This is a genomic window from Streptomyces beijiangensis (genome assembly GCF_017315755.1).
GTDB classification, from domain to species: domain Bacteria; phylum Actinomycetota; class Actinomycetes; order Streptomycetales; family Streptomycetaceae; genus Streptomyces; species Streptomyces beijiangensis.
In genome coordinates, this window is the sequence record NZ_JAFLRJ010000499.1 from 1 (window position 1) to 2,231 (window position 2,231).

Genomic DNA, 2,231 nt, shown 5'->3' on the forward strand with positions numbered 1-2,231 from the left:
ACCGCCGGTGAAGGCGCCGCCACCACGTGCGCGAACCCGACCCGCACACTGACGGGCGGTTCCAGCGACGTCATCTCCCTCGCCGCGGGCGAGACCGTGCTGCTGACCGGCGGCGCCTTCACCGGCGGTGTCGCGGCGTTCCCGCAGGGGTCCGTCCTCTGTGTCTCGCCGAGCGCCTCCTTCGCTCCCCCGTACGCGAACAACGCCTCCGGCACCCTCGTCGTACAGAGCCAGGGCTCCGCCCAGCTCCCGTGGCTGACCGTCAGCAACGGCTTCCAGCTGATCAACGCGGGCACCACCGAGGGCCAGGGCCTGACCGCCGCGGGGACCGCCCGCCTGGAGAACACCGCGGACGGCACCCTCCGCTTCCCCAGCGGTCTCGCCCTCAACAGCCAGAGCGTGCTGATCAACGCCGGCACGGCCACCACGGGCTCGCTCAACGTCTCCGCCGACAGCACCGTCATCAACACCGGCGCCCTGGCCAGCAACGGCAGCGGCGTCGCCCTGAACGGCGAGCTCGACAACTCGGGGACGCTGACCATCCAGCAGTACCTGACCGCCTCGGCCTCCTCCCGCGTGCGGAACTCCTGCACGATCGCCGTCTCGGCCGGCTGGGCGGCAGCGGGCAGCGCGGTCAACCAGGGCCTGATCACCCTCGGCTCGGACTATCTCAACAACACCGGGACTCTCAGCCAGAGCACCGAGGGCCAGATCAGCGGGGTCTCCTTCGCCAACAGCTCCGACGGCGCCGTCTCCGGATTCGGCGGCTACCGCTTCACCGGCAACACCACCAACTTCGGTACGTTCAGCGGAGATTCGGCCACCAGCCCGATCGCCTTCTACGACACCACCCAGACCGGCACCGGCATCTTCGACACCCCGTCGGGCACCATCACCCACACGGTCCGCACCCCGGTGATCATCGACCCCGACCGCGTCCCGTCCGGCTGCAGCAACCAGCCCGCCGCCGACTCGGCCGACCTGTACGTCTACAAGACGGGCCCCGCCGCCGTCACCATCGGCGGCCAGGTCACCTACACCGTCACCGCCGCCAACATCGGCCCCGACACCGCGGCCGCCGCCACCGTCACCGACACGCTCCCCGCCTCCGGGCTCACCGGCGTCACCGCCTCCGGCGGCGGCACGGTGGACGGCACCACCGTCACCTGGCAGGCCGGCGACATCGAGGCCGGCACAGCCGTGTCGTACACCGTGACGGGTACGGCGACCGCCGTCGGCACCCTCCTCGACATCGCATCCGGTACGAGCACCACCGACGACCCCACGCCGGCCAACAATGACGGTTCCGCCGACCACGCCCGCATCAACACCGTCGTCACCGACCCGATGCCGGTGAACAACCCGCCGGTCATGGCCGACCAGGCCTTCGTGACGCAGGTCGACCGCAAGGTCTTCGGGCAGCTCGCCGCCTCCGACCCCGACACCGGGCAGACGCTGACCTTCTCGCTGCCCGCCGACGCCTCTGAGGGTGCGCTCAATGCGTCGGCCGAACACGGAGAGGTGATGCTGGCGCCGAACGGACTCTTCGAGTACACCCCCGCACCCGGATTCGCCGGCCGGGACGCCTTCCCGGTCCAGGTGTGCGACAACGGCACCCCGGTGCTCTGCGCACAGGCCACCGTGACCGTCACCGTGGAGCCCGTCGCCGTGGACTACACGGTGACGACGGAGAGCGGCATCCCGGAGACCATCGACGTCACACAGAACGACCGAGGAATCACCTCGGCACCCGTGGCCGTCACCCAGCCCACGCACGGCACCCTGACCACCGGCGAGGGCGAAACCTTCCTCTACACCTCGGATGCCGACTACACGGGCCCGGACTCCTACACGTATCGCATCTGCTCGATCAGCGCCCCGGACGTCTGCGACGAGGCCACGGTCCGGATCCTGGTCCTTCCGCGGCGCATCCCGCCGATCGTCGGCGATGTGCACACGACCACCCTTGAGGGCGTGCCGGTCGCCGGGCAGGTCCCGGTCAGCGATCCGCAGGGGGAGCGGGTCGTCACCCGGCTCGGTGTCGCCCCTCCGCACGGGACGGCCACGGTCACGGCGCAGGGCGCGTACGTCTTCACACCCGATGCGGGGTTCACCGGGACGACCTCTTTCACGGTGATCGGCTGCACGATCACCGCCCCGCCGCTGTGCGACACGGGCACCGTGTACATCGAGGTCACGCCGAGCCCGAGCCCCAGCCCGACCCCCACCCC

The 2,231-nt window shown here is 70.8% G+C and carries 1 protein-coding gene; it reads left to right on the top strand.

Annotated features, from left to right (window positions below; genetic code table 11):
* Positions 1–2,231: Ig-like domain-containing protein (locus J0695_RS35950; RefSeq protein ID WP_206968976.1), on the top strand; the 2,231-nt coding region annotated here is incomplete at both ends.